Origin of the sequence: Microseira wollei NIES-4236 (genome assembly GCF_020521235.1) — a bacterium.
Lineage (GTDB): Bacteria > Cyanobacteriota > Cyanobacteriia > Cyanobacteriales > Aerosakkonemataceae > Microseira > Microseira wollei.
In genome coordinates, this window is sequence record NZ_BLAY01000663.1 from 1 (window position 1) to 282 (window position 282).

Here is a 282-nt window from a genome sequence, read left to right on the forward strand (position 1 = left end):
CCCTCACCGGACCTAGTGGCGACAGCGACAGCGATAGCAAATTGGATGTGAACGAAACCTGGACTTATACAGGTGCCTACACCGTCACTCAAGCTGATATTGACAATGGCGGTAACATCCTGAACACGGCAACGGCGGATAGTACTCAAACAGGTTCTGAAAGTGCTTCTACTTCGGTTCCCGTTGAGCAGAAACCAGACCTCAACATCACCAAGACAGCCTCCGTACCGGGTGGCACCGCCGATGTGGTGGGCGAAGTCATCAGCTACAGCATCGTTGTAG

General features: G+C 53.2%; 1 protein-coding gene. It reads left to right on the top strand.

Annotation, left to right across the window (positions count from 1 at the left end):
* Positions 1–47: 47 nt before the first annotated feature.
* A partial coding sequence (locus MiSe_RS50185; RefSeq protein WP_226595101.1) for a CLIPPER-2 domain-containing protein occupies positions 48–282 on the top strand: 235 nt, incomplete at its 3' end.